Annotated in this window: 23 protein-coding genes, 1 tRNA gene and 1 pseudogene; 10 read left to right on the top strand and 15 right to left on the bottom strand. The window is 65.5% G+C overall.

Translation table 11 applies throughout. The features are described 5' to 3' along the window. Positions 1–16: 16 nt before the first annotated feature. Positions 17–185 (top strand): annotated as a pseudogene (locus tag H7692_RS14380) (integrase core domain-containing protein); the annotation flags it as partial. Positions 186–657: 472 nt separating this feature from the next. Here H7692_RS14380 and H7692_RS14375 read toward each other — a convergent pair. The 4 genes from H7692_RS14375 to H7692_RS14360 all read right to left on the bottom strand — a co-directional run bounded on the left by H7692_RS14375 (position 658) and on the right by H7692_RS14360 (position 2,433). Beyond that, positions 658–734 (bottom strand) — tRNA-Arg (locus H7692_RS14375). A gap of 48 nt (positions 735–782) precedes the next feature. Continuing rightward, positions 783–1,253, bottom strand: a complete 471-nt coding sequence (locus tag H7692_RS14370; protein WP_201927568.1) for a DUF1178 family protein — start codon at positions 1,251–1,253, stop codon at positions 783–785. Between the two features lie 3 nt (positions 1,254–1,256). Beyond that, complete coding sequence (gene grxC, locus H7692_RS14365) at positions 1,257–1,517, bottom strand: glutaredoxin 3 (protein ID WP_201927569.1); 261 nt, start codon at positions 1,515–1,517, stop codon at positions 1,257–1,259. After that, positions 1,504–2,433, bottom strand: a complete 930-nt coding sequence (locus H7692_RS14360; RefSeq protein WP_222137227.1) for a ComF family protein — start codon at positions 2,431–2,433, stop codon at positions 1,504–1,506. Before H7692_RS14360 ends, grxC begins: the two co-directional genes overlap by 14 nt. On the opposite strand from H7692_RS14360, the gene H7692_RS14355 reads away from it, so the two are divergent. Then, positions 2,432–3,283, top strand: a complete 852-nt coding sequence (locus H7692_RS14355; RefSeq protein WP_222137226.1) for a methyltransferase domain-containing protein — start codon at positions 2,432–2,434, stop codon at positions 3,281–3,283. The genes H7692_RS14360 and H7692_RS14355 overlap by 2 nt on opposite strands. On the opposite strand, the gene H7692_RS14350 is transcribed toward H7692_RS14355, so the two are convergent. Next, complete coding sequence (locus H7692_RS14350) at positions 3,280–3,708, bottom strand: (deoxy)nucleoside triphosphate pyrophosphohydrolase (RefSeq protein ID WP_227340413.1); 429 nt, start codon at positions 3,706–3,708, stop codon at positions 3,280–3,282. The two genes, H7692_RS14355 and H7692_RS14350, sit on opposite strands and share 4 nt — an antisense overlap. A gap of 66 nt (positions 3,709–3,774) precedes the next feature. On the opposite strand from H7692_RS14350, the gene H7692_RS14345 reads away from it, so the two are divergent. Then, on the top strand, positions 3,775–3,951 hold the full coding sequence (locus tag H7692_RS14345) for a Flp family type IVb pilin (protein ID WP_222137225.1): 177 nt from the start codon (positions 3,775–3,777) through the stop codon (positions 3,949–3,951). A gap of 138 nt (positions 3,952–4,089) precedes the next feature. Continuing rightward, positions 4,090–4,254, top strand: coding sequence for a Flp family type IVb pilin (locus H7692_RS14340; protein WP_201927574.1), 165 nt, complete (start codon positions 4,090–4,092; stop codon positions 4,252–4,254). Positions 4,255–4,359: 105 nt separating this feature from the next. Here H7692_RS14340 and H7692_RS14335 read toward each other — a convergent pair whose 3' ends face one another. From H7692_RS14335 to H7692_RS14320, 4 genes are all read right to left on the bottom strand, one after another. After that, positions 4,360–5,862: a M48 family metalloprotease gene (locus H7692_RS14335; protein ID WP_222137224.1), complete on the bottom strand. Its 1,503-nt coding sequence runs from the start codon at positions 5,860–5,862 to the stop codon at positions 4,360–4,362. A 159-nt stretch (positions 5,863–6,021) separates the two neighbouring features. Beyond that, positions 6,022–6,969, bottom strand: a complete 948-nt coding sequence (locus tag H7692_RS14330) for an acetyl-CoA carboxylase carboxyltransferase subunit alpha (protein ID WP_222137223.1) — start codon at positions 6,967–6,969, stop codon at positions 6,022–6,024. A gap of 11 nt (positions 6,970–6,980) precedes the next feature. Continuing rightward, positions 6,981–7,892 (bottom strand): tyrosine recombinase, encoded by a 912-nt coding sequence (locus H7692_RS14325; protein ID WP_222137222.1) that lies wholly within the window; start codon positions 7,890–7,892, stop codon positions 6,981–6,983. A gap of 23 nt (positions 7,893–7,915) precedes the next feature. Further along, entirely contained in the window at positions 7,916–9,715 is a 1,800-nt protein-coding gene (locus tag H7692_RS14320; protein ID WP_227340412.1) for a hypothetical protein, read from the bottom strand. A gap of 251 nt (positions 9,716–9,966) precedes the next feature. Here H7692_RS14320 and H7692_RS14315 point away from each other — a divergent pair, with 251 nt between their 5' ends. Then, entirely contained in the window at positions 9,967–10,542 is a 576-nt protein-coding gene (locus H7692_RS14315; protein WP_227340411.1) for a shikimate kinase, read from the top strand. Further along, positions 10,530–11,639, top strand: a complete 1,110-nt coding sequence (aroB, locus tag H7692_RS14310; protein ID WP_227340410.1) for a 3-dehydroquinate synthase — start codon at positions 10,530–10,532, stop codon at positions 11,637–11,639. Before H7692_RS14315 ends, aroB begins: the two co-directional genes overlap by 13 nt. On the opposite strand, the gene H7692_RS14305 is transcribed toward aroB, so the two are convergent. The 5 genes from H7692_RS14305 to H7692_RS14285 all read right to left on the bottom strand — a co-directional run bounded on the left by H7692_RS14305 (position 11,628) and on the right by H7692_RS14285 (position 16,144). Beyond that, entirely contained in the window at positions 11,628–13,466 is a 1,839-nt protein-coding gene (locus tag H7692_RS14305) for a cation:proton antiporter (protein WP_227340483.1), read from the bottom strand. The two genes, aroB and H7692_RS14305, sit on opposite strands and share 12 nt — an antisense overlap. Before the next feature lie 53 nt (positions 13,467–13,519). Then, complete coding sequence (locus H7692_RS14300) at positions 13,520–13,945, bottom strand: iron-sulfur cluster assembly scaffold protein (RefSeq protein ID WP_222137221.1); 426 nt, start codon at positions 13,943–13,945, stop codon at positions 13,520–13,522. Further along, a complete protein-coding gene (locus H7692_RS14295) occupies positions 13,942–14,493 on the bottom strand; it encodes a CvpA family protein (protein WP_227340409.1) in 552 nt (183 codons plus the stop codon). Before H7692_RS14295 ends, H7692_RS14300 begins: the two co-directional genes overlap by 4 nt. Positions 14,494–14,503: 10 nt before the next feature. Continuing rightward, positions 14,504–15,865, bottom strand: coding sequence for a DNA repair protein RadA (gene radA / locus H7692_RS14290; RefSeq protein WP_227340408.1), 1,362 nt, complete (start codon positions 15,863–15,865; stop codon positions 14,504–14,506). Positions 15,866–15,934: 69 nt separating this feature from the next. Continuing rightward, positions 15,935–16,144 (bottom strand): H-X9-DG-CTERM domain-containing protein, encoded by a 210-nt coding sequence (locus H7692_RS14285; RefSeq protein WP_227340407.1) that lies wholly within the window; start codon positions 16,142–16,144, stop codon positions 15,935–15,937. Positions 16,145–16,347: 203 nt separating this feature from the next. Between H7692_RS14285 and fsa the strand changes: the two genes are divergently transcribed. The 3 genes from fsa (at position 16,348) to H7692_RS14270 (ending at position 19,588) form a co-directional block, all read left to right on the top strand. After that, complete coding sequence (fsa, locus tag H7692_RS14280; RefSeq protein ID WP_222137217.1) at positions 16,348–16,998, top strand: fructose-6-phosphate aldolase; 651 nt, start codon at positions 16,348–16,350, stop codon at positions 16,996–16,998. Between the two features lie 184 nt (positions 16,999–17,182). After that, a complete protein-coding gene (locus tag H7692_RS14275) occupies positions 17,183–17,977 on the top strand; it encodes a crotonase/enoyl-CoA hydratase family protein (RefSeq protein ID WP_222137216.1) in 795 nt (264 codons plus the stop codon). Between the two features lie 114 nt (positions 17,978–18,091). After that, a complete protein-coding gene (locus H7692_RS14270; RefSeq protein ID WP_201927594.1) occupies positions 18,092–19,588 on the top strand; it encodes an acetyl-CoA acetyltransferase in 1,497 nt (498 codons plus the stop codon). 115 nt (positions 19,589–19,703) lie between these two features. Here H7692_RS14270 and H7692_RS14265 read toward each other — a convergent pair whose 3' ends face one another. Continuing rightward, complete coding sequence (locus tag H7692_RS14265; RefSeq protein ID WP_201927596.1) at positions 19,704–21,203, bottom strand: aldehyde dehydrogenase family protein; 1,500 nt, start codon at positions 21,201–21,203, stop codon at positions 19,704–19,706. 159 nt (positions 21,204–21,362) lie between these two features. Between H7692_RS14265 and acs the strand changes: the two genes are divergently transcribed. After that, positions 21,363–23,327 (top strand): acetate--CoA ligase, encoded by a 1,965-nt coding sequence (gene acs / locus H7692_RS14260; RefSeq protein ID WP_201927598.1) that lies wholly within the window; start codon positions 21,363–21,365, stop codon positions 23,325–23,327. Positions 23,328–23,357: the final 30 nt, after the last annotated feature.

Genomic DNA, 23,357 nt, shown 5'->3' with positions numbered 1-23,357 from the left:
CGAAGCCGGGCATGCGGCCCGCATCCTGATCGAGGCCTGCGGCGACATTACAACACTGTTCAGCCGCACAACTCGCTGGGATACCGCCACCGGCGCCGGAGACCGCTCCATCGCCAGTGTTGCCGTCCGGTTCCGCTTCGCTCCACTTACGGCCAACGCCAGCGATGGAGGCGTCAATGCACTAACATTCTGCCCGGGCCACTTGGTGGGATCCGATCAAGTTGGGGCCTGCGAAATCGCCGAGTCCGGCTCACCACCTGTGGGGGAAATATAGGGCGCGCGCCCCCAAGGCTCCGAGCATTGTCGGCACCGCCGAGTTTCCAGCGTCTATCGTGAAGCGCGATCTGCGCTCAAACTACGAGAGCTTGCCCGTTCTAACGGAATTAGTCGCGCAAGCGCGTCTCGGTGCAAGCGACGAAAGAATGACCTCTTTCAGGCATTGTACAATGGTGACTTAAAGGACCGACACGAGGCGCGAAGCTGACGCAGGAACGACGCTGCCGCAAATCTGTGATTGCTATGAGATTGCTGGTGCAAGTAGCCTACGTTCGCTTCGGTCAAAAACTCTCCAGAACTGAGGGATCTTTCGAATGCCCAAGTCTGCAAGACCTCAGTTAAAGAAGTCTTGGGACCAGATTAATGTAAGTCATTGAAAAATGGTGCGCCCGGCGGGATTCGAACCCACGGCCCCCAGATTAGGAATCTGATGCTCTATCCTGCTGAGCTACGGGCGCGCCGCGGTTCGTTTAGCGGCGCGGAGCGGGCAGCGTCAATCAGGCCGCTCAATTCACCGCGTCGGGCGGCGCGATCGGGACGAGCAGTGGCAGCGCCGCAATCCCGTCGTCGTGAAGCGCCTGCACCTCGTCGGGCGACGCCTGGCCGTGGATCAGATCTTCGGGCGCACGTCCTTCATGCATGGCACGCGCGGCGTCCGCGAATTCGCGGCCGACCCAGCGCGACTGGGGCAGAAGCTCGGCCTGCTTCGCCGCGATCTCGGCAACCACGCGGCGGACAAGTTCGGGCGAGAGCGGCGTATCGCCCGACGTGGTGGGTGTGGCGGGTGCTGATACAGCACGGCTGTTCGACTTGGCACCGACGCGCGGCGCCATCACTGCCTTTTTGATATCGCCGTCGCCGCACACGGGGCAAGCGATCAGCCCGCGTTGCTGTTGTTCGGCAAAACTCTCGCTGCTCGCGAACCAAGCCTCGAACCGGTGATCGCCGGCCGCACAGCAAAGATCGAAGACAATCACGGGTCAGGCCGATCCCAGCAATGTATCGAGAGCCCCGCCCGCGTCGAGCGCCGCGAGGTCGTCGCTGCCGCCGATGTGGCGTCCGTCGATGAACACCTGCGGAACCGTTCGCCGTCCGCCCGCGCGCTCGACCATCGCATCAAAGCCGGCGCGGTCCATGGTCACGTCGATTTCCCGATATTCGGCTCCCTTCTTGTCGAGCAGCGACTTGGCGCGCGTGCAGAAGGGGCAGAGGAATTTCGTATAAACTTCAATCTTCGCCATTTGGCTTACCTGTCATCCTTTCGTCATTGATATCGGAATCCAACGAGGCAAAGTCAAATATGTTGCCAGTCATCAGGGATTCGGGAACGACGCGCGCCCATGTCAGTGCCGACACGCGCGCGGCGCCGCTGCGGCGCAGAACGCGCGCCGCGGCGCGCAAAGTCGCCCCGCTGGCATGGACATCGTCGATCAGCACGACATGGCGTCCGGCCGCGCGCGCCTTGGCATGCGGCGCCAATGCGAAGGCGCCCGCAACGATGCGCTCACGCTCGCGCCGCCGCTTGCCGCGGAGCGATGCGGTCGATTTGGTGCGCAGGAGCAGCCGGTGGTCGCACTCGGCGCCCGTCAGCCGCGCGAGCGCATCGACGACGAGTGCCGCCTGGTTGAACCCCCGCGACCAGAGCCGCCAGCGATGCAGCGGCACCGGCACAAGGAGCATCGCGTCGACCGGCCCCAGCGCCGCAAGCCGCCGCGCCATGAACTGCGCCATCAACTGCGCGTGCCCGGTGCGTCGTCCATATTTGAGACGTAGCGCCACGGTCCGCGCGATCTTCCCATAGGCGACCGCTGCGGGGGCACCGTCGAACGGCGGCGGGTCGGCAAGGCATGCGCCGCACGACAGCGGCGCCGCTGCCAGCGCAGTGGGCAACGGAATCGAACATTGCATGCACGCCGGACCGTCGAGGAAATCGAGCGAGGACCAGCACTCAAGGCAAAATTGCCGGTCGGCGCCGACGATCACGCCGCACCCCGGGCAACGCGGCGGCAGCGCGTAATCGACGAGCGCGGACGCCGCAGCGCGCAGCGCACGCCACAGGTCAGGCGCCCGTGTCACCCCGGCGATTTCGGCGTCCCCCGCTGCCGTGTCCATCAGGGGCTTGTGAAGCATCGCGTGCGACGGCACAAGCGCGCGCATGGCGCATCCCCCTGCCCCGCTTTTTTCGATCGCACGCCTCCGCGCGCAGCGCGACCGGATGGGCTTCCAGCCCGCCGAGGCGAACTTCCTTGCGCCGATCATCGCCGAAACCTTGCTCGACCGGCTTGCGATGGTGACGCGCCCGTTGCCGCGCGTCCTGCTCATCGGCGCACACGATGCCGCTCTCGCTGACCAGTTGCGTGCTGCGGCAACCACGCTAACGCTATTCGAAGCGGGGCCGCGCCTCGCCGCCGCACGCGGTGCCTTGGTTGGCGAGGCCGATGCGATCGATCTGCCGTTCGAAAGCTTCGACCTGATTGTCTGGCCGGGCGGCCTCGAAAGCGTCAACGACGTGCCGGGCGCTCTCGTTCGCATGCGCGCGCTGCTCGCACCCGACGGGCTGCTTCTGGGCGCTTTCGTCGGCGACGGCAGCCTTGCGCGACTACGGCGCGCGCTGGTCAGCGAGGGCGTTCGTTCGGTCGCGCGCCTGCATCCCCAAATCGACCTATCGGCGATGGGCAATCTGCTCCAGCGGACCGGTTTTGCGCTCCCCGTCGTCGATGTCGACGCCCTGACGGTGCGTTATGGCGATCTTTTTGCGCTTGTCCGCGACCTGCGCGCGGCCGGCCTGTCGAACCAGATGGCCGCGGCGCCGCCGCCCTTGACGCGCGAGGAGACCGCGCTGGTCGCTGCCGCCTTTGCTGCGCAAGCCGATCCCGACGGCCGGACTGCCGAACAGTTTCGAATTGTCCATTTCAGCGGTTGGGCACCGCATCCCGACCAGCCGAAGCCCGCACGCCGCGGCAGCGGCACGGCGTCGCTGGCCGACGCGCTGAAACCGAAGGATTAAACCAGCGCTTCCAGAAGCCCGATGAGCGGCTTGTCGGCAGGCGGCATCGGCAGGCTGTGCAATTCGACGGGGCGGACCCAGCGCAGCGCGCTCGCGTGCTGGGCCACGGGCGTCCCTCGCCATTTGCGGCAAACATAGACGAGCAGCAACAGGTGCCGATCGCCGAGGGTGTCACTTGCAAAGCAGGCTGGCGCAAGGCACGCCGCCTCGACATCGATCGCCAGTTCCTCGTGCAATTCGCGGATCAGAGCCGCTTCGGGCGTTTCGCCAGGCTCGATCTTGCCGCCCGGAAACTCCCACAGCCCCGCCATCGGCTTGCCCTCGGGACGCTGCTGAACGAGCAGCCGACCGTCGCGATCGACGAGCGCCGCCGCGACCACAATGAGACAATTATTCGGCGGATTTCCGCCATTTTCTACGGACAAATTGTTAACCTTCCTGTGCGATTGTCGGCAGCCTCGGGAACTATCACTTCAGTTAGGGGTGGAACAATGCGCAACATTATCAGGCTGATGCGGTCGACCAGGGCCGCCACAGCCGTCGAATATGGGCTGATTCTGGCGCTCATCTTTATGGCGGCGCTGGGCGCCATGACTGCGGTCGGTGAATCGGCGATCGCCATGTGGACCAATGTGTCCGACACGACAGCCGACGCCATAGGCCGCTGAAATGTCCGAATTCGGGACTTCAACCAGCGATTTGCCCGTGTTGGCATTAAGTTTTTCAAAACCAATTCCACTTAAACCGGCCAGTGTTGACCACGACCAGACTGTCAACAGGGTAAGTGACTTGTCAGGAGACCAGACATGAAGTTCATCAAAAAGTTCGTTCGCGACACCAAGGCCGCGACCGCCATCGAATATGGCCTGATCGCCGCTCTCATCGCCGTTGCCGGCATCACCGCGATGACCGCGGTCGGCGAAAGCGTCAGCGGTACGTTCAAAGAAGTCAAGGATGGCCTCGATAAGTAAGCCATTCGCGTCGCCGCACTCAATCGCGGCGCACGAACGATAAAGGAAAGGGCGGTGGAGCAATCCACCGCCCTTTTCGATTTTTCACATGTCGGGCGCTTGGCCTCAACGGTTGGCGTAAACGACAATCTTGACCTTTTGCCCCGGCGTCAGACGGCTCCCCGAATTCAACCGGTTGAGCACCTGGAAGCGTTCGGACTGATAGTTGGTGTAGGCCATGCGCCGCGACAGGCTCGCCACCGTATCGCCGCCTTGCACCGTTACCACATCGATCCGCCGCGGACGTACCGCCGACGCCTCGCTCGCGCTCAGCCGCCGGACGCTGTTGAACATCGAATTGAACGTCCCCGCACCGCCCGCTTTCGTCAGCGCCACGAAATGAAAGGCGCTGCTGCCCGAAAATTCATAGGCAAAGACGGTGACGTCGACCTGTCCCGACTGGGTATTGGCGCGCGCGACCGAATAATAGGCGGGAATGCCGCCCACTGTCGTGCGCTGGATCGTCCCCGGCGACAGCGTCGTGTTGCCCGCAACCGCGCGAAAGGCCGACGCGATATAAGCGTTCATGTCGCCATTATAGGCGCCGGTCGTGAATTGCGCCTGCCCGCCGTTGCCGCTGACGGTCACGGCGGTGGTGCCATTCTGCATCCCATAGCCGTTCGGGACGGTGAAGCGCAGCCGCAGGTCGGGATGGATGAACTCGCGGCCCTCGACCACGCCCTGCGCCGGGTCGTCGCCATAGAGCACACCGTCGACCGACGCGAGGAAGGTGTCGGCATTGCGCATACCGCCGCTGCCGCCGAAGCGCTGCGCGAGCGTCTGCGCGTTGCGGACGCGCGATGCCGGATCGGGGTGCGTACTCGCCCATTCCGGGAGCGAGCGCGCATCGCCGCCCGACAGGCGCGCCTCGAGGCTCGTCTGGTTCGCAAGGCTCGCCAGCATCGTCGACAGCGCGAGCGTGTCATAGCCGGCGCTACGCAGATACTGGACGCCCAGCTGATCGGCTTCCAGTTCCTGTCCGCGCGAGAATCCAAGGGTCGCCAGCTGTGCGACCTGCATCGCATTGTTCTGGAGAAGGCCGCCGAGCCCGCCGAGCAGGCCACCCTGGTCGCCGATCGCGCCGCCCAGCACGGCGCCCAGCACACCGAGGATGGTGTTGCGTGTTGCCGCGCTCTGCCGCTTCTTGCTGTGCTGCGCCGCGACATGGCCGACCTCGTGCCCCAGCACGCCTGCCAGCTCGGCCTCGTCATTCATCAGCGCCATCAGCTGGCGCGTGACATAGATATATCCGCCCGGGATGGCGAAGGCGTTGTTCACCGGCGAGTTGAGCAAGGTGACGGTAAAATCGCTGCGCGCGTTCGAGAGCCCCGACTGCACCGCGATATTCTGGCCCACCCGGCCCACATAGGCCGTCTGCGACCCGCTATAGGCGCCGCCGAATTCCTGGAGCAACTGCGGGTGTGCATCGGCGCCCTGTTTGCGCTCGGCGGCCGAAATGGTCGTCGCCGTCTTTATTTCGCCGGTGGTGCGAGCATCGGCGGGGGCGGTCGCGCTGCCCCCCGCCATTGCGCATCCGGCAAGCGCGGCGACCATTGCGAGCGCCGTCATCGAGCGAGCCATCCGTGAACCTCCCAGTTTCGCGATCGTCATGTCTGTTTATCCCTGATTGCATGGGGCGCAAGCGGGGCGAGCAGGCCGTCGCTTGGCGGTCATGAAATAGGGAACGCGACGAACGCCGTTCAGGTTCCGGCGCGCGGCTCGCTGCTCTCAGGCGCGGCCCATCGCCAGGAATTTTTCTTCGCGAGCGGCGAGGAGCGCATCGCGCGGCAGCCCCGACAGCTTGTCGAGTTCGCGCGCAATCGCGTCGCCGAGCGACTTGATCGCAACTTCCGGCGCTCTGTGTGCGCCGCCCACCGGCTCGGGAACGATCGCATCGATGATCTTGAGCGCCAGCAAATCCTGCGCCGACATCTTCATCGCCGCCGCCGCATCGGCTGCCTTGTCCGACGTGCGCCACAGGATCGACGCGCAGCCTTCGGGCGAGATCACCGAATAGACCGCATGTTCGAACATCAGCACCCGGTTCGCCGCAGCGAGCGCGATCGCGCCGCCCGATCCGCCTTCGCCGACGATCGCCGCAACCATCGGCACACCAAGCGCGAGGCATTGTTCGGTCGAACGCGCGATCGCTTCGGCCTGCCCGCGTTCCTCGGCCTGAATTCCCGGGAAAGCGCCCGACGTGTCGACCAGCGTCACCACCGGCAACCCGAAACGGTCGGCAAGCTGCATCAGACGGATCGCCTTCCGATAGCCCTCCGGCTTTGCCATCCCGAAATTATGCTTCATGCGCGAGGGAATATCGTCGCCCTTTTCGTGACCGATCACCATCACGCGGCGTCCGCGGAAGCGCGCAAGCCCGCCGAGGATCGCCTGATCGTCGCCGAAATTGCGGTCGCCCGCGAGCGGCATCCAGTCGTCGAAGAGTCCCGCGACATAATGTTTGAAATGCGGGCGATCGGGATGGCGCGCGACCTGCGTCTTTTGCCAAGGTGTCAACTTGGCATAGATTTCGCGAAGTAATTTCGAGGACTTATCCTCCAGTCTTGCGATATCATTGTCGATGTTGAGCGTCGGATCGCCGCCCATTTCGCGCAGTTCCGCAATCTGCCGGTCGAGCGCCGCGACCTGTTTTTCGAAATCGAGAAAGCCTGTCATGGCGCAGAGCGCTAGGCCGAAGGCGGCTTCAGGTCAACGCCGTCCATCCCCGCCAGCGGGTGACGCCGGTTGACCAGTTCGACAAGGCGGCGGCTGTCGACATGCGTGTAAATTTCGGTCGTCGCAATGTCGGCATGACCGAGCAGCGTCTGCAACGCGCGCAGGTCTGCCCCGCCCTCGAGCAGGTGGGTGGCAAAAGCGTGGCGCAGCACATGCGGGCTGACCGACGCCGGTTCGATCCCGGCGCGTGCCGCGAGATCGCGCAGCAACTGGAACAGGCGCACGCGCGACAGATGCGCCTTGCCTGACGGAAACAGCCACGGCGAAGCGTCGCCCACCAGCGGCAGCCAGCGGTCGAGTGCCGTCTGCGCCCGCGCCGACAGTGGAACCAACCGCTCCTTGTCGCCTTTTCCGCGTACGATCAGAAATTCGCGCGCCCCGCCCACCGCGCGGCGTGGCAGGCTGACGAGTTCGCTCGCGCGCAGCCCCGAACCATAGAGCAATTCAAGGAGGAGGAGCAGGCGAACAGCCGCGGGAAGCGGGGCATCTCCTGCCGCTTCCTCGCTCGCCACGGCGAACAGCCGCTCGACGTCGGCGTGCGACAGGATGCGCGGCAGCGGACGCCGCGTCGCGGGCCGCGCGATGTCGAGCGCAGGGTTGTCGCTGCGGTCGCCTTCGTCGAGCAGGAAGGCATAGAATTGGCGCAGCGCGGACAATTTGCGCGCCGCGCTGCTCGCCGCAAGCGACGAATAGGCCGCCATCAAAGCGCGCAGCGCCGCCTGGTCGGCGTTGCCCAGCGTCCCGCGCACCAACTCGGCGGCTTGTTCAAGGTCGCGGCGATAGGCGACGAGCGTGTTGCGCGATGCCCCGCGCTCGGCGGCCATCATCTCGAGAAAACGGTCGATCAGCGACCCGTCAGCCATTGTTCCTCAGCGCCGCGCGCCGCTCAAACACGGACGAGCGCCTCGGCCGCAATCATGCGGGCTTCGGCTTCCAGCCCAACCTCGCGCAGCGCACGTACGATGTAATAGAGATGATAAGGCGGCACCTTGGCCCATTCGCCCTGCATCCCCGCCGCAGCGATCAGCGCGACCATAGCGGGTTCGCGGCGCTCGGCCGCTGCCATGATCGCACGCGTCCAGCGCGTCTGCTTGCCGAGGTCGGCGTTCAGGCTGCGCGCCGCCGACGCGGCCTCTCCCGCATCGATCCGCCCGAGCCCCGACAGGCCAGCAAGCAGGAACTTCGAGCGCAGCGAATCGGCGCTGTCGTCATCGCCCGCGAAATTTCCGATTGCACCCGCATCGGTGCCGCCAAGCGGACGCGGCGCGCCAACGGCCAGGACGCCCCACGCGCGCGATCCTGCCGCGAGTTTCGGCGCCCAGGCTGCGGCGTTGCGATCATAGCCGCCCGCGAGCATCGAGCCCAAAAGTTGCCACGGATCGTCGTCAACGTCGGCCGATGTCGGCACACCCGCCGCTGCCCGCGCTGTCGCGACGAGCGCGGCATAGCTTTGCGCGGCCCCGGTTGCACCGCTCCACAGGCTTTCCATCGCGGCATAGCGGTCGGCACCCGTTTCGCCCGCATGGGCGGTGCGCAGCAACGCGACTTGGTCGGCGAGTTCGGCCGACGGCTCGGCCACCTCCGATGCAGCGCTGAGCAACGACACATAGGCATCGCTCGACAGCACGCCCCGCGCAGCGGCGGTCGGCGCGGCGGCGACGCGGTCGGCCATCTCGCTCATCGGCGCGAGGACGGTCCAGCTGCGCATATAATCGGGAGCCGCGGCGCGAAGCTCGGCGGGCACCTCGACCGCGGTCGCGGTCGCCATGCCGAATCGCCAACTCGTCAGGCGGTCGATGTTCGTCCATTCGATGGTCGTCGAGCGACGCCCGGCTCCCGTTGCGCCGAGGACGCGTTCGGCGATGAGGACGTCGAAATTCTTGATCCGCCCGCTCGACCGGACGCGTGAAATCGCCCAGCCGGCAGGTCCCGCCTCCCCCGACAACCCTGCACAGATACCGGAGGCGAGCCGCCAAGTATGTTCGTCGCCATGCGCCAGGCCGGCGGGGACATAGGGACACATTCCCGCCGGATCGGCGGTCGCGAGATAGCTTTGCTGCGCGACCTGCACGAGCCGCGGCGACGCGCGGTCATAATCGACCGACTGGACGACCATCCGCGCGGCGATCGATTCCCCCATGCGCAGCAACAGCGCGGCGCGATCGGCGGCAAGATCGGCGCCGTTGATCGTCGACGGCGTGTCGAGCGCCGACGCGAGCGCGCGGCGCAACAATATCTGACCCCAGCGCGACGCCAGATTCCCGTTGGTGTGGCGCATGATCGCTGCGGCATATTGTCCGCGCACGCCGAGGGCATCGGGCACTAGTCCGCCCGTGTCGGGCGTCAGCGGACCAACGCGCGTCAGCTTGCGGCGCGTGCCCGGCGGAAGGTCGTATTTGAGCGTCCCGGATTCGACCTCTTCCTCGTCTTCGCCGTCATCGCTGTCGCCGGCCTGAACGGTGGGAGTGACGGCGGGCGGCGCGACGCTTCCGGAGGCGGGCGGCGTGCCCTGCGAAGGCGTCGGCGTCGCGGTCGGTGCCGGTGCGGGACGCGGCGCGGGGGTTTCGGGCGGGCTGCCAAAACCCTCGGGAAGCAGCGATTCCTGCGCAATCGCCGGAAGCACGAGCGCCGCGGCAATCGCCGAGCCGGAGAGGCCCAATGTCAGCGTCAGCAATTTCTTCGTCATTGCGCCGCGCTTTCGGCCAAAACGTCGGTCACGTCCACCTCTATCGTCCGGGATTCGATCGGCCGCCCCATGAAAAGCAGAAAGAGCCAAAGGGCCAGCAGCGTCAGAATCAACACGATGCCCCGTGTGATCCACCGGCTCTTTCCCGATCTGCCCCCGTCGCGCAATATCCCGTGCCTGCAGTTCGTCCGATTTTCAAACCCGCGAAAACCATTGTCCCGCGCGGCTCGGGCGGTATAGCCGCGCCCACCATGTCGCGAAACCCGAAAAGCCCCACGCCGCTGAGCGCAAAGGCGATCCCCGCGTCGATCCGTGCGCGGCCGATCGTGCTTGTCGGACTGATGGGATCGGGCAAGTCGACGATCGGTCGGCGGCTCGCGCAGCGGCTTGGCATGCCGTTCGCCGATGCCGATGACGAGATCGAGCGCGCGGCGGGCATGACCATCGCCGATATTTTCGCCCGGTTCGGCGAGGCGCATTTCCGTGACGGCGAGCGGCGGGTGATCGCGCGCCTGTTGTCGGGCAAGCCGCTCGTGCTCGCGACCGGCGGCGGCGCTTTCATGAACGACGAAACGCGCGGCCTGATCCAGCGCAACGCGCTGTCGATCTGGCTCGACGCCGACATTGCGACGCTCGTCGAACGCGTGGCGCGGCGCAGCCACCGTCCGCTCCTCAAAGGACGCGATGCGGGCGAAGTGCTGCGCGAGCTCGCCGCGGTGCGCAACCCCGTCTATGCCGAGGCGCATCTGCGCGTCAGTTCGGCGTCGAGCCCGCACGAATATACGGTCCGCGATATCATGGAGGCACTTGGAACATGGAAAGCCTGACCGTCGAACTCGGCTCGCGCAGCTACCCCATCCTGATCGGCGACGGCCTGATCCGGTCGATCGGCGAGCACGTCGCGCCGTTGCTGAGGCGCCCGCGAACGATGATCGTCACCGACAGCCACGTCGCCGACCACTATCTCGCCGCGCTCGGGCTCGGGCTGGCGGCCGAGAGCATTTCCTTTTCCTCGCTCGTGGTCGATCCGGGCGAAGCGAGCAAGAGCTGGGCGGGACTCTCCCGCGTCACCGAGTGGCTGATTGCCGAAGGGGTGGAGCGCGGCGACCATGTCATCGCGCTCGGCGGCGGCGTGATCGGCGATCTGGTCGGCTTCGCCTGCTCGATCGTCAAGCGCGGGTGCAATTTCATCCAGGTTCCGACGACGCTGCTCGCACAAGTCGACAGCAGCGTCGGCGGCAAGACCGCGATAAACGTTGCCGCGGGCAAGAATCTGGTGGGAGCCTTCCATCAGCCCTCGCTGGTTGTCATCGATCCCGAAACGCTTGCCACCTTGCCGCGTCGTGAACTCGCCGCGGGCTATGCAGAGGTCGTCAAATATGGCCTCATCGACGAGGCCGACTTTTTCGGCTGGTGCGAGGCAAATGGTGCGGCGCTGCTAGCGGGCGACAGCGAAGCCCGAACGCGCGCGATCGCGCACAGCGTGGCGGCCAAGGCGCGCATCGTTGCGGCGGACGAACGCGAAACGCTCGATGTGCGCGCACTCCTCAACCTCGGCCACAGCTTCGGCCACGCCCTCGAGGCGGAGACGGGTTATTCGGACAAGCTGCTCCACGGCGAAGCGGTTGCTGCCGGCATGGCGCTCGCGCATCGCTTTTCGGCGGCGCAGGGCTTGTGCCCAGCCGCCGATGCCGACCGTGTTGCCGCGCACCTCGCTGATGTCGGCCTGCCGCACGGCCTCGCGAGCGCGGGGATCAAGGCCGATGGCAAGACGCTCGCCGCGCATATGGCGCACGACAAGAAGGTGCGCGGGGGTAAACTGCCGCTCATCCTGACGCGCGGCATCGGTCGCTCGTTCGTTACCGAAGATTATGGCCTCGATATCGTCGCCGATTTTCTTGACGCGGAACGCTCAGCCGGCTGACGGTGCGGGGTCGGCGGCCTGCTCCGCCTCTTCGCCATGATGCGCAGTCTTTGCGGCCTGTCGCCGCTGGCGCAGCTTTTCGAGCACACTCGCCGACTCGCGCCCGCCGCCGGGCTTGAAGCGGTGGTCCATTCCCGCCGACAAATTGCCCTCGTCCATCTGCGCCGCGAGCCGCGTTGCGTCGAGCTGGCGCAGCGCGGTTTCGACATCGGCGATTTCGCGCGGATCGATGTCGAGCTGCTCGAGCGCCATCAGGCCGAGCGCCACCGAGCTTTCGAATACCTCGCGCACGGCGCCGCTCGTCCCCGCGCCGTCGATCGCAATCAGCTGACGGCGGTCGAACACGCGCGCGAGCACCTTTGCGTGCGGAAAAGCCTCGACCACCGGCTTCAGCGTCGCGGCGTCGAAAGCGGCGTCGTCGATGCAATAGATGATGAGCTTCGCCTCGTCGGCGCCCGCACGCCGCAGCAGGTCGAGCCGCAAGCCGTCGCCATAATAGACTTTGGTATCGAACCGTCCCGACCGCTCGATCTGGCTTGGCTTTTTGTCGATTAGCGTTACCGAACAATCGACCGCGTGGAGCATCTGCGCGACCGTCTGGCCGAAACGGCCGTAGCCGATGACGAGCGCCGAGCCGCGCGGAGCCTCCTCCGGTCCGTCCATCGCCGGCCCGTCGCGGTCGGGTGCAAATTCGAGGTTGCGGGCGAACAGCATCAGGAAGGGGGTCGAAATCATCGACAGGGTGACGACGGCGCTGAACAGGCTCGCGGCCTCGGGCGCGATGAGCAAGGCCTGCTGCGCCTGCGTGAAGAGCAGGAAACCGAACTCGCCGCCCTGGCTGAGCAACAGCCCGAGCCCGAGCGCGGTCTTCCACGACTTGCCGTAAATGCGAACGAGCAAGGTCAGCACGGTGAGTTTCACGACGACGAGAGCCGCTGCGAGCCCGACGACGCGCAACGGATCGGCGAGCACGACATTGATGTCGAGCACCATCCCGACCGCGAGGAAAAAGAGGCCGAGGAGGATCAGGCGGAAAGGTTCGACATCGGCCTCTATCTCGTGCCGATAGGGCGAGTCGGCGAGCATGACGCCTGCAACAAAGGCCCCGAGCGCGGTCGACAGGTGCAGGCTGTGCATCAACGCCGCACTCGCCAGCACCGCGAGCAGCCCGACCACCACGAACAGCTCGCGCTCGCCATAGCGTCCGATGAGCTTGAGCAGGGGGTTCAGAATGAAACGCCCGGCGAGGACGAGTCCGATAATCGCACCAACCGTATAGAGAGCAAGCGTCCCGCCCGGAGGCGCCGACGGATCGGCAGGCGCGCGCGACAGCGCCGCGACGATGGTGATCAACGGAACGATGGCGAGATCCTGAAACAACAGGATCGAAAAGGCCTTTTCGCCGAAGGGCGAGTTAATGCGCCCCGAACTTTTGAGCCCTGGCAGAACCTGCGCGGTCGACGACAGCGCAAGCGGAAGCCCGAGCGCGATCGCGGCGGCAAGGCTGAACCCCTGCGTCAGGAAAATCAGCCCGGTCAGGATCAGGCCGGTGATCGCGACCTGCGCCATGCCAAGGCCGAAAATTGCGCGGCGCAGCTGCCACAAACGGCGCGGATGCAATTCGAGTCCGACAAGGAAAAGCAGGAAGGCGATCCCGATTTCGGCAATCGCAAGTTTCGATTCGGCACCGCCGACGAGACCGAACCCATGCGGCCCCACCAGCGCTCCGGCTATCAGATAGCCGAGCACGGCACCAAGGCCGAGCCGACGAAATATGAGCACGAACAAGGTCGCGACGCCCAGCAGGATCGCCCCTTCGAACAGCATCGTGTCGGTCGCCGATCCGGCGGCGGCGGTCGCGGTTGCGAGAACCAGCGGCGTCACGCCGCTGCCCCGACGCCTTCGAGCGCGACGAGCGCTGCATCGAAGGGCAGCAGGATGGCACCGTGGCGGGCAGGATAATCGCGCGCAGGCGCCAGCAGATCGAATCCCGGCCAGTCGGGGCAGTCGCCCTCACCCGCAAACCAGGCGGCGATGCCGTCGCGCGCGGCGCGCAGATCGACGATTGCGCGGCCCGGCGCGTGGCGCGCGAGCAAAGCCGCCGACGCCTGCCCCAGCGCGCACGCTTCGACATGCAGCCCGACGCGCGCGACGCGTCCATCGGCGTCGCTGTCGATGTCGACGATGATTGCACTGCCGCACAGTGGTGCGCGGGCGCTCGCATGGTGGCGCGCCGCCGGTATCGGGGGATATTCGGCGGTCGCGACCGCCAGCGACAAAATGTCGCGGTTATAGAGCGCGCTCATGCGTCGTCCCCGACGGGAGCGGCCTGCTCCTCGGCCGCCTCGCGCGCTTCGGCACGGCGCTCGGCGATGACGCGGCTGAGCGCCGCGCTTGTGGCGTTGAGCGCCGGAAAGCTGCGGCTTTCGGTCAGCCACGCCGGGCGCTGCGCATTGCCATAGCCGATGTCATAGAGGAGCGAGACGAGCATGAAGCCGATCGTCGCGATCATCAGCCCCTTGACCGCACCGAAACCCGCACCCAGCCCACGGTCGAACCCGCCGACAAGCGACGCGCGACTGCGCTGGCCCATCGCGCGCGAACCCCATTTGGCTATCGCGAACACCCCGCCGAACAAAAGCACGAAGGCGAGCACCGCCGCGCCGCCATCGGTTCCCACCCAATCGACAAGCCAGCCGGTGACGGGCGGATGCAAGAAGCGCACCGCAGCAATCGCGAGCACCCAGGCGAGAAGGCTCGTCACCTCCTGCACCAGTCCGCGCGAAAAACCGAGGATGGCGCTACCGCCGACGAGCATGAGCACGATGATATCGAGAGCGGTCAGACTACCCATGTTCGGGGGGCTAGTCGCGCCCGAGCATCAGGTCAACGAGTTCGCCGAGCCGACCGAAGCCGGTGACGCCGATCCCGTTCACACCCTTCATTCCCTTTGGCCCCCATCCTCTTGAAAAGCCGAGCTTTGCTGCCTCGCGCAGGCGCAGAGCATCGTGCGCGACGGGGCGCACTTCGCCCGACAGCGACAATTCGCCAAAGACGATCGCGTCCGATGGCACCGGCCGCTCGCTGAACGCCGAGATAAGCGCCGCAGCGACCGCGAGGTCCGCCGCCGGATCGGTGAGCCGATAGCCACCCGCAATATTCAGATAGACTTCGGCGCCGCCCATCTGCAGCCCGCAGCGCGCCTCGAGCACCGCGAGAACCATCGCGAGCCGCCCGCTGTCCCAGCCGACGACCGCGCGCCGCGGCGTTGCGCCGCTCGCTAGGCGAACGGTGAGTGCCTGCACCTCGACGAGCACGGGGCGTGTGCCTTCCAGCGCAGGAAAGACCACCGACCCCGGAACGTCACCGCTGCGGTCGGTCAAGAACAGGCTGGACGGGTTGGCGACCTCGCCCAGCCCCTCATCGCCCATCGCGAACACACCGATCTCGTCGGTCCCGCCAAAGCGGTTCTTGACCGCGCGCAGGATGCGATATTGGTGGCTGCGCTCGCCCTCGAAGGCGAGCACCGTGTCGACCATATGTTCGAGCACGCGCGGACCGGCGATCGTCCCGTCCTTTGTCACATGGCCGACGAGCACGAGCGCGGCGCCGCTGTCCTTGGCGTCGCGGATCAACTCCTGCGCGCTTGCGCGGACCTGGCTGACCGTCCCCGGCGCGCTGTCGATAAGGTCGCTGTGCATCGTCTGGATCGAATCGATGACGACGAAATCGGCGGTCTGCCGGTCGAGCGTCGCGAGGATGTCGCGCACCGACGTCGCGCTCGCGAGCGCGACCGGCGCATCGCCCAGTCCCAGCCGCTGCGCGCGCAGTCGCACCTGCGCCGCCGCCTCCTCGCCGCTGATATAGACCACCGACTTGCCCGCCTTCGCGAGCCGTCCCGCGGCCTGCAGCAGCAACGTCGATTTGCCGATTCCCGGATCGCCGCCGATCAAGGTTGCCGATCCCGCAACAAAGCCGCCGCCCAGCGCGCGGTCGAATTCGGCGATCCCGCACAGCATCCGTTCGGGCATCGGGCTCGCGGCATCGAGCGTTTCGAGCGCGATCGTCCGTCCGCCCTTGCTCAGGTCATGCTTCGCCGAAAAGGCCGTTTCCGCGGCCTCCTCGACCAGCGTGTTCCACTCACCGCAATCGGCGCATTGCCCCTGCCAGCGATAGGTCGCCGACCCGCAATTTTGGCAGACATATTGGCGTTTCGCTTTGGCCATGCCCCCGCTTAACGGGAACAAAGGCGGAACGCTAGCCTCTTTACCGCAATGGGCGGCCGATTGTGGCTGTCAGCCGCCGTTGGTCGAAATGTTCGACGAAATGGATCTGACCGAGCCATCGCCCATCGCTGCCATCCCGCCATCGACGGGGGCGTCGGTAACACCACATTTTATTGTCGACGCTGCCGCGCGCACCTTTTGGATCGCACCGCCCTGAACCGCGTCCAGATCGGTTTCGCTTATGGCGGTTGGCGCTGATTTAATTTCCTTCTTTCCCATGACGTTCATCCTCTTCGTATCTGGAGCGCCAATGTGGTCGGCTCCGTGACGCAGGCCGTCTGTCACGATTCGCAACGCACCGCTGTGCGTAACGACACAGTTGAAGTCCTATTCTACCACCCAAAGACGCCGCTTTCACGTTATAGCAGCAAAACCGATTCGTCGCCGCCCTCGCGTGGCCCAGCAGGAACCCTGACACTCCTATGAAATTCTTTGCCGACACCGCCGAAATCGAAGCCATTCAGGAACTCGCCGCGACCGGCCTGCTCGACGGCGTCACCACCAACCCGTCGCTGATCGCCAAATCGGGGCGCGATTTCAAGGAAGTGACCAAGGAAATCTGCGCGCTCGTCGACGGTCCCGTCTCGGCAGAAGTCGTCGCGCTCGACCATGAAACGATGATGAAGGAAGCCGAAGTCCTCCGCAAAATCGCCGACAATGTCTGCATCAAGGTGCCGCTGACGATCGACGGGCTCAAGACCTGCAAGAAGCTGACGAGTGACGGCACGATGGTCAATGTCACGCTCTGTTTTTCGGCGAACCAGGCGCTGCTCGCGGCCAAGGCCGGCGCGACTTTCGTCTCGCCCTTCGTCGGTCGCCATGACGACAATGGCTTCGACGGCATGCAGCTGATCGCCGACATCCGCCTGATTTACGACAATTATGATTATGGCACCGAAATCCTCGTCGCGAGCGTCCGCCACGGCATCCATGTGCTCGAAGCCGCCAAGATCGGCGCCGACGTGATGACCGCGCCGCCCGCAGTGATCAAGGGGCTGTTCAAGCATGTCCTGACCGAAAAGGGCATCGAGGGCTTCCTTGCGGATTGGGCAAAGACCGGCCAATCGATCTGAGGCTTTCGCTCCATCATCCAGTCGTCACCCCGGCGAAAGCCGGGGTCTCGCCAGTGCATCAATATTCGACGTCGAGATTCCGGCTTTCGCCGGAATGACGAAAACTGGAGGGGTAACGCCGACCTTTCCAGTTGACGTAAACGTCAACCACCCGCGATACTCGCCCGAAAGGGAGAGATTCGCGATGTCCGACACCACCATCCTTACCGAGCGCCGCGGCCACATATTGATCGTCACGATCAACCGGCCAGAGGCGCGCAACGCGGTCAATGCCGCCGTGCATATTGGCATCGGTTCCGCGCTCGAAGAGGCCGAGACCGACCCCGAAATCCGCGCAGTCGTCATCACCGGCGCGGGCGACAAGGCCTTTTGCGCGGGCGCCGATCTGGTTGCGCTGTCGCGCGGCGAAAGGCTCTACCCCGATGATCCCGCGCAGCAGGCGTGGGGCTTTGCCGGCATGGTCGCGCATCCGATCTCAAAGCCGGTCATCGCGGCGGTCAACGGTTTCGCCTTTGGCGGCGGGTGCGAGATTGCGCTGATGAGCGACATCATCGTCGCCGCCGATCATGCCCAGTTCGGCTTGCCCGAGGTGAAGGTCGGGCTGTTTGCCGCGGCGGGCGGCGCCTTTCGCCTTGCCCAGCAACTCCCACGCAAACTGGCGATGGAACATATGCTCACCGGCGATCCGATCAGCGCGCAGCGCGCCGCGCACTATGGCCTCGTCAACCATGTCGTCCCGCTCGCCGAACTCATGCCCGCCGCGCTCGCGATTGCCGAAAAAATAGCCGCCAATGCGCCCTTGTCGGTTCAGGCGACCAAGCGCGTCGCGCTCGGCATCCAGGACGGCCGCATCGCCGCGGACGCGCCCTATTGGGAGCATAACACGCTCGAACGGAGCGCGCTGATGCGCAGCGAAGACGCGCGCGAAGGCCCGCGCGCCTTTGCGGAGAAGCGCAAGCCCGAATGGAAAGCGCGCTGACACAATGACGGTTGATGCCATTTCGGTTCGCGTAGAGCGAAGTCGAGACGCGCATCGACTTGGCGCCTGCCCTCAGGGTGTTTCGACTTCGCTCGACACGAACGGAGAAATTGGATGACCGACGCCGAACGCATCCCGGTGATTATCGGTGTCGGGCAGGTCAACGACCGCCCCGACGACCCCGACGAAGGGCTCGACTCGCTCGGCCTGATGGTCGCGGCGCTGAACGTGGCGGCTGACGACGCAGGCGTGCCGCTGTCCGCCATCGACAGCCTTGCGATCGTCGACCAGATCAGCTTCCATCATCTCGGCAAGCTGTGCGAACCGCTAGCCGCTGCGATCGGCGCGGCGCCCGCGATCAACTATCAGTCCGCCGCGCCGCACGGCGACACGCCGGTTCGCCTGCTCAACGAGGCCGCGAACCGCATCGGCGCAGGCGAGGTCAAACTCGCCGCGATCGTTGGCGGCGAAGCGCTGCGCACCGCAGCGGGCCGCGCCGCCAAGGCCGCGACCGGCGAGGACAAAAGCTATAACGCAATCCGCAAGGTCGCGACGCGGCGCGAACCCGACTATGCGCAGAAACACGGGCTCGCCGCGCCGGTCGATGTCTATCCGCTCTATGAAAATGCGACGCGCGCCGCCTGGGGACAAAGCCTTGCCGAAGCGCAGTTCGAGAGCGCCGAGATCTGGTCGCGCTTTTCCGAAGTCGCTGCCGCAAACGACAGCGCGTGGATCAGGACGACCGCCACCCCTGCCGACATCCTCCGCGTCGACGAACGCAACCGCCGGATCGCCTTTCCCTACTCAAAGCTGATGGTCGCCAATTCGTCGGTGAACCAGGGCGCCGGCTTCCTCGTCGCGAGCCTCGCCGAAGCGCGGCGGCGCGGCATTGCCGAGGACAGGCTCATTTACGTGGGCATGGGCGCGGCAGCGAAAGAGCCGCCGAGCATCCTCCGCCGCGACCGCTATGACCATAGCGTCAGCATGGAGGTGTCGATTGACCGCACGCTCGACCTCAACGGCATGGCGGCCGACGATTTCGATTGCGTCGAGCTTTACAGCTGCTTTCCCTGCGTCCCCAAAATGGCACGGCGCATCCTCGGCTGGCCGTGGGATCGCCCCGCGAGCGTGTTCGGCGGCCTCACCTTCGGCGGCGGGCCGATCGCCAATTATATGAGCCACGCGATCGTCTCGATGGTCGAAAGGCTTCGCAAGGAGGGCCGCTATGGCTTCCTCTTCGCCAACGGGGGGTTCGCTACGGACAATCATTGCATAGTGCTGGGCAAAACACCGATCGCCGCTGCAAGCTTTCCGCAGGATTTCGACTATCAGGCCGAAGCCGAAGCGAAGCGTGGCCCGGTGCCCGACCTCGTCGAGGATTATGCGGGGGTGGCGACGATCGAGAGCTACACCGTCTTCTACCGCCGCGACGGCAGCCCGCGCGCCGGCGCGATCGTCGCGCGCACGCCCGAGGGAAAGCGGACATTGGCGCATGTCGATGTGAGCGATGCAGCGATGCTGGGGTTTCTGACCGATGGAATGGCGGAACCGGTCGGGAGCGAAGGGCGGGTCGTGGCGATCGGGGATGGTTATGGTTGGCGGAAGGCTTAACGGCCGTCGTCATTGCGAGCGAAGCGAAGCAATCTCCAGCTAACAACCCGGCGCAGGGCCGAGCACTGGAGATTGTCGCGTCGCCTTCGGCTCCTCGCAATGACGAGGGTTGAGATCAGATCTCGAAACTCACCCCTTGCGCCAGCGGCAGTGTGTCCGAATAATTCACGGTGTTCGTCGCACGGCGCATATATTGGCGCCACGAATCCGACCCGCTCTCGCGCCCGCCGCCGGTTTCCTTTTCGCCGCCGAACGCCCCGCCGATTTCGGCGCCGCTCGTCCCAAGATTGACGTTGGCGATGCCGCAGTCGCTCGCCGCGAGGAAACGCTCGGCCTCGCGCATGTCGGTGGTGAAGATCGCCGACGACAGCCCCGGCGCGACGGCATTGTGCTGGATCAACGCCGCGTCCAGATCGTCGTAGCGCATGACATAGAGGATCGGCGCGAACGTCTCTTCGAACACCGGCCCTATTTGTCCCGGCATTTCGACGAGCGCTGGGCGGACATAATAGGCGTCGCCCTCGCCCATCCGTTCGCCGCCGTGGACGCTGCCGCCCGCGTCGCGCGCCGCCGATAGCGCCGCCTGCATCGCGTCATAGGCCGCACGGTCGATCAGCGGGCCGACGAGCACGTCGCGCTCGAGCGGATTGCCAACCGCGACGCTCGCATAGGCGGCCTTCAGCCGCGCGACGAAGCCGTCATAGATGCTATCATGGACGAACAGCCGCCGCGTCGTCGTACAGCGCTGCCCCGCCGTTCCCATCGCCCCGAATGCCACGCCGCGCAGGGCGAGGTCCTGGTCGGCCGAGGGCGCGACGATCACGCCATTGTTTCCGCCGAGTTCAAGGATCGCGCGCGCGAACCGCGCCGCCAGGCGTGGCGCGACCGCGCGACCCATGCGCGTCGATCCGGTCGCCGAGACGAGCGCGACGCGCGCATCGTCGACCAGCGCCTCGCCCGCCTCGCGGCCGCCGATCAGCAACTGCGACAAGCCTTCGGGTGCATCGCCGAAACGCGCAACTGCGCGCTCGAAAATTGCCTGCGTTGCCAAGGCGGTAAGCGGCGTCTTTTCGGAAGGTTTCCAAACCACGCTGTTACCGCAGACGAGCGCAAGCGCCGCGTTCCACGCCCATACCGCGACCGGGAAGTTGAACGCCGAAATCACGCCGACGACGCCCAGCGGATGCCACACCTCCATCATCCGGTGCTCCGGCCGCTCGGTGGCAATCGTCAGGCCATAGAGCTGGCGCGAAAGGCCGACAGCGAAGTCGCAGATGTCGATCATCTCCTGCACCTCGCCCGCGGCCTCGGACGGGATTTTGCCCGCCTCGATCGTCACGAGCCGCGCGAGATCGTCTTTTGCAGCACGCAACTCCTCGCCGAACAGCCGCACGAGTTCGCCGCGTCGCGGCGCAGGGACATGGCGCCATGCGGCAAAGGCGCGAGTCGCGGCGTCGAACGCTGCGTCGATGTCGACGAGAGCGGCAACACGAACCTTTGCGATCTGCTCGCCTGTCAGGGGGGAGAGCGCTAGCATAGGACCGTCGGTCCACAGGACGCGATCGACGCCCAAAGCGTCGAGCAATTGTCCGGTTTCTTCTCCGATCCCGACCATGGCTTATCCTTTCATCTTGACAGCGCGCTGCCTCTAACCCCCTCCCCCTGCACGTGTCGAGTGTCGTCAGGCTGCGCCTCAGCACGCACGCATAAGGGCATCTCGACTTCGCGCGCTGCGAACGGCTAAGGGGATGGTCGAAAATACAGGAGAGCTGCCGTGACCGACCTTCCCCCCTCCGAGCCGTTGGTTCCCGTTCCCGCCGACGCTGCAGCCCGCACGCATTGCACCGCTGTCGAGTACGAGAAACTCTACGCGCAAAGCGTCACCGATCCTGACACCTTCTGGGCCGAACAGTCGAAGCGTGTCGACTGGATCAAAACGCCGACAAAGATTGCGGGCTGGACCTTCGACCCCGTCGAAATCAAATGGTATGAGGATGGCGTCCTCAACCTCTGCCACAACGCCGTCGACCGCCATGTCGCCGCGGGTCACGGCGACCGCATCGCGATCATCTTCGAACCCGACGCGCCCAACGGCGAGACGCGGCATATCAGCTACGCCGCGCTGCTCGCCGACGTCATCCGCTTCGCCAACACGCTCAAGAAAATGGGTGTCCAAAAGGGCGACCGCGTCACCATCTATATGCCGATGATCCCCGAAGGCGCGGTCGCGATGCTCGCCTGCGCGCGCATCGGTGCGGTGCACAGCGTCGTGTTTGGCGGCTTCTCGCCCGAGGCGATCCACGGCCGCATCGAGGATTGCGGCAGCGACTGGGTGATCTGCGCCGACGAAGGGCTGCGCGGCGGCAAGACCGTGCCGCTCAAGGCCAATGTCGACAAGGCGCTCGAGCGCGTCGATGTCAAAGCCGTGCTCGTGATCGCGCACACGGGCGGCGACATCATGATGAAGGAGGGTCGCGACCACTGGTATGATGCGCTGTCGGCCGATGTCGGCGACGAATGCCCGTGCGAGCCGATGAACGCCGAGGACCCGCTGTTCATCCTCTACACATCGGGATCGACCGGCAAACCGAAGGGCGTGCTCCATACCGTCGGCGGCTACAGCGTCTGGACCGCCAGCACCTTCTATTATGGCTTCGACTATCGTCCGGGGGAGATTTTCTGGTGCACCGCCGACATCGGCTGGGTCACCGGACACAGCTACGTCGTCTATGGCCCGCTTCAGAATGGCGCGACGACCTTGATGTTCGAGGGGGTTCCCAACTACCCCGACCATGACCGCTTCTGGCAGGTGGTTGACAAGCATCGCGTCAACATCCTCTACACCGCGCCGACCGCGATCCGCGCGCTGATGCGCGAGGGCGACGATTATGTGACGCGCTACGACCTCTCCTCGATTCGCCTGCTCGGCAGCGTCGGCGAACCGATCAATCCCGAGGCGTGGCGCTGGTATCACCAGATTGTCGGCAAGGGCCGCGTCCCCGTCATCGACACCTGGTGGCAGACCGAGACCGGCGGGATCATGATTACGACGCTTCCGGGCGCGCATCCGATGCAACCGGGCAGCGCGGGCAAGCCCTTTTTCGGCATCCGTCCCGAGCTCGTCGATGCCGAGGGCAAGACATTGGTGTGCGAGCAGACGGGCGGCGCGGCGGAGGGCAATCTCTGCATCACCCACAGCTGGCCGGGGCAGGCGCGCACTGTCTATGGCGACCATGATCGCTTCATCCAGACCTATTTCTCGACCTATCGCGGCAAATATTTCACCGGCGACGGCTGCCGCCGCGATACCGACGGCTATTGGCGCATCACCGGGCGCGTCGACGACGTCATTAACGTGTCGGGACATCGCATGGGAACCGCCGAGGTCGAAAGCGCGCTCGTGCTCCACGACAAGGTCGCCGAAGCCGCGGTCGTCGGCTTCCCGCACGACATCAAGGGGCAAGGCATCTACGCCTATGTGACGCTCAACGCCGGGATCGAGCCAAGCGACGCGCTGCTTGCCGAGCTGAGGCAGCAGGTGCGGACCGAAATCGGGCCGATCGCGACGCCCGACCATATCCACTTCACCCCCGCGCTTCCCAAGACGCGTTCGGGCAAGATCATGCGCCGCATCCTGCGCAAGATTGCGGAAAATGACTTCGGGTCGCTCGGCGACACCTCAACGCTCGCCGATCCCACTCTTGTCGACGGGCTGATCGCGGGGCGGAAGAACCGCTGAAATGTCCGATTCTGCGCTTCTGTGCTATAG

The sequence above is a fragment of the Sphingopyxis sp. P8 genome, assembly GCF_020622175.1.
Classification (GTDB): Bacteria; Pseudomonadota; Alphaproteobacteria; order Sphingomonadales; family Sphingomonadaceae; genus Sphingopyxis; species Sphingopyxis jiangsuensis.
Note: the sequence above shows the minus strand (reverse complement) of the source record. Positions and strands in the feature narration are given on the sequence as shown.

Bases quoted from the DNA above. Each gene is read 5' to 3' on its own strand.
- grxC (WP_201927569.1), bottom strand. From the start codon at position 1,517: ATGGCGAAGATTGAAGTTTATACGAAATTCCTCTGCCCCTTCTGCACG.
- H7692_RS14355 (WP_222137226.1), top strand. From the start codon at position 2,432: ATGGCGCATCCCCCTGCCCCGCTTTTTTCGATCGCACGCCTCCGCGCG.
- H7692_RS14360 (WP_222137227.1), bottom strand. From the start codon at position 2,433: ATGCGCGCGCTTGTGCCGTCGCACGCGATGCTTCACAAGCCCCTGATG.
- H7692_RS14345 (WP_222137225.1), top strand. From the start codon at position 3,775: ATGCGCAACATTATCAGGCTGATGCGGTCGACCAGGGCCGCCACAGCC.
- H7692_RS14340 (WP_201927574.1), top strand. From the start codon at position 4,090: ATGAAGTTCATCAAAAAGTTCGTTCGCGACACCAAGGCCGCGACCGCC.
- H7692_RS14335 (WP_222137224.1), bottom strand. From the start codon at position 5,862: ATGACGGCGCTCGCAATGGTCGCCGCGCTTGCCGGATGCGCAATGGCG.
- H7692_RS14330 (WP_222137223.1), bottom strand. From the start codon at position 6,969: ATGACAGGCTTTCTCGATTTCGAAAAACAGGTCGCGGCGCTCGACCGG.
- H7692_RS14325 (WP_222137222.1), bottom strand. From the start codon at position 7,892: ATGGCTGACGGGTCGCTGATCGACCGTTTTCTCGAGATGATGGCCGCC.
- H7692_RS14320 (WP_227340412.1), bottom strand. From the start codon at position 9,715: ATGACGAAGAAATTGCTGACGCTGACATTGGGCCTCTCCGGCTCGGCG.
- H7692_RS14315 (WP_227340411.1), top strand. From the start codon at position 9,967: ATGTCGCGAAACCCGAAAAGCCCCACGCCGCTGAGCGCAAAGGCGATC.
- aroB (WP_227340410.1), top strand. From the start codon at position 10,530: ATGGAAAGCCTGACCGTCGAACTCGGCTCGCGCAGCTACCCCATCCTG.
- H7692_RS14305 (WP_227340483.1), bottom strand. From the start codon at position 13,466: ATGCTGTTCGAAGGGGCGATCCTGCTGGGCGTCGCGACCTTGTTCGTG.
- H7692_RS14300 (WP_222137221.1), bottom strand. From the start codon at position 13,945: ATGAGCGCGCTCTATAACCGCGACATTTTGTCGCTGGCGGTCGCGACC.
- H7692_RS14295 (WP_227340409.1), bottom strand. From the start codon at position 14,493: ATGGGTAGTCTGACCGCTCTCGATATCATCGTGCTCATGCTCGTCGGC.
- radA (WP_227340408.1), bottom strand. From the start codon at position 15,865: ATGGCCAAAGCGAAACGCCAATATGTCTGCCAAAATTGCGGGTCGGCG.
- H7692_RS14285 (WP_227340407.1), bottom strand. From the start codon at position 16,144: ATGGGAAAGAAGGAAATTAAATCAGCGCCAACCGCCATAAGCGAAACC.
- fsa (WP_222137217.1), top strand. From the start codon at position 16,348: ATGAAATTCTTTGCCGACACCGCCGAAATCGAAGCCATTCAGGAACTC.
- H7692_RS14275 (WP_222137216.1), top strand. From the start codon at position 17,183: ATGTCCGACACCACCATCCTTACCGAGCGCCGCGGCCACATATTGATC.
- H7692_RS14270 (WP_201927594.1), top strand. From the start codon at position 18,092: ATGACCGACGCCGAACGCATCCCGGTGATTATCGGTGTCGGGCAGGTC.
- H7692_RS14265 (WP_201927596.1), bottom strand. From the start codon at position 21,203: ATGGTCGGGATCGGAGAAGAAACCGGACAATTGCTCGACGCTTTGGGC.